This is a genomic window from Acetobacter sp. AAB5, assembly GCF_050106715.1.
Taxonomy (GTDB): Bacteria; Pseudomonadota; Alphaproteobacteria; order Acetobacterales; family Acetobacteraceae; genus Acetobacter; species Acetobacter oryzifermentans.
The window spans coordinates 1-1,310 of sequence record NZ_JBNIEW010000047.1 but is presented as its reverse complement, the minus strand read 5'-3'; the positions used below and the strand labels follow the sequence as shown (position 1 = coordinate 1,310).

Sequence of the window (1,310 nt, the reverse complement as noted above, 5' to 3'; positions counted from 1 at the left end):
AAGACGATAAATAAAAAAGCATTTTCTGCGTGTTAATGTTCTCACAGCACAGAACAATACAACATCAGGAAATGCTTTTTAAATGTGCATTACGCACAGAGAATATTTAGAAAAATCGTTTGTGTTATTAGGCTTTGTGGAAAAGTTTTGTTCCCAACAAAGCCCATTTACACCGATCACTAAAAAATCAAGCCGTCTTGCGCACCGCACTATTGGACGATGGCAGACATTTTTCTGCCAAAGCACCAAAAACCAGCCCAAGAACTGACCATAAAATAATCTGCATCCCTATGGATGCTTCCCGAAAACGCCACAGCACAACAGCGGGAAAATTATCTGGCACTTCGTTGATGTCTGGCAGGCCAAACTGCACTGCGGCAACAAGTACAAGCCCGAGAACAATGCTGCATACCGCAGCGTTCCAATACCCTATAACATTAGAAAGCGCCCGCCCTACCGACAGAGAAATCATGGAAATTGCAATGGAAAGACCAACCATTGCAAAATACATTTCCGTCCGCAGAGCAATGGTTTCTTCCTGACCAACCGCGGGTGGGTTTGGCGGATATTTCAAATCTGGTATCAGCACAAACGTTAAAAACCCAACACCGGCAAGCAACAAAGCCATGCTGCGTGGGCTTAATGCTGCAAGGCGTTGGTAAGCAAATGCGAAAACAATAGCAAAAATACCGCCATATGCTGCGCCGTACATTAGTACAGCAGTAAGCAGCCCCCAAGATGCCTGCACGCCACGGCTTACCAGTTCAGGTTCTGGCGCAGCCCCTGCGGCAGCATCCTGCGCAGCTTCAAACGCAATAGCTAAAGCGACCTGCGGTTCACCAAAAAATTTTGCAAATACAAAAGAAAGCAATGCAGCCAGAATGCCCGCGACCATGCCGCGGGCTAAAAGACGACCAACCATGAGTAAAACTTTCTTCTAATGCCTTAGTGGCAGGGGAAACCAAGCAGATGGCGGCCATCATGCACAAATTCATGCACGGCATGCCCGGAAATCAGGGAAGTAGCGCCCTGCTCTGCACCCACAAAGTAGATCAGCAGTGCAGAAACAATCAGGCCGAAAACAGCCCAAGGCAGAATGGCACGAACCGGAATGCTCTGGCCCGCTGCCGCAACCGGCATAGCTGTATGAACAGATGTGTTCATGATGTTGTATCCTTATTTAACAGAGCCCACCGGAGCAGGCACAAAAGAGTTTGAAACAGAACGTCATGGTTTGGTCGGCCCTCATCATAGAATGACAAAGCCTAACAGCAAGGGTATTCCGAACACGCCTGCTGCTCCTCCGCCCC

At 48.3% G+C, this 1,310-nt stretch carries 2 protein-coding genes; both read right to left on the bottom strand.

From position 1 onward, the window contains the following. Positions 1 to 187: 187 nt before the first annotated feature. Positions 188 to 922 carry a CbtA family protein gene (locus tag ACP7IZ_RS13720; protein WP_426849719.1) on the bottom strand — a complete coding sequence of 245 codons (735 nt, stop codon included), beginning with the start codon at positions 920 to 922 and terminating at the stop codon, positions 188 to 190. Positions 923 to 945: 23 nt separating this feature from the next. Then, positions 946 to 1,164 carry a CbtB domain-containing protein gene (locus ACP7IZ_RS13715; protein WP_003627697.1) on the bottom strand — a complete coding sequence of 73 codons (219 nt, stop codon included), beginning with the start codon at positions 1,162 to 1,164 and terminating at the stop codon, positions 946 to 948. Between the last annotated feature and the right edge of the window lie 146 nt (positions 1,165 to 1,310).